This window comes from Martelella sp. AMO21009 (genome assembly GCF_053484295.1).
This window is the reverse complement of the sequence record NZ_JBAKFR010000085.1, coordinates 1-270: the sequence shown is the minus strand read 5'-3', so window position 1 is coordinate 270 and position 270 is coordinate 1. Positions and strand designations below refer to the sequence as shown.

1 protein-coding gene is annotated in these 270 nt (G+C 65.2%); it reads left to right on the top strand.

Going from position 1 to position 270, the window contains the following annotated elements:
* On the top strand, positions 1-270 hold a 270-nt coding region (locus V6766_RS25560; protein WP_448471042.1), incomplete at both ends, for a DUF2958 domain-containing protein.

Sequence of the window (270 nt, the reverse complement as noted above, 5' to 3'; positions counted from 1 at the left end):
ATTCTTCAATCCGGTCGGCGCGGCCACCTGGCTCATCACCGAGATGGAGGCGGACAGCGACACGCTGTTCGGACTTGCCGATCTCGGTTTCGGATGCCCGGAACTCGGCTCCTGCAGCCTTGCCGAACTCACCTCGGTGCGCCTCGCCTTCGGTCTCGGGATCGAACGCGACATCCTGTTTCAGGCCACCTTCCCGCTTTCGGTCTATGCCGAGACGGCCCGGCAGGCCGGGAGCATCGTCGAAAGCGATCGGCTGCTGCATGCCGCCGC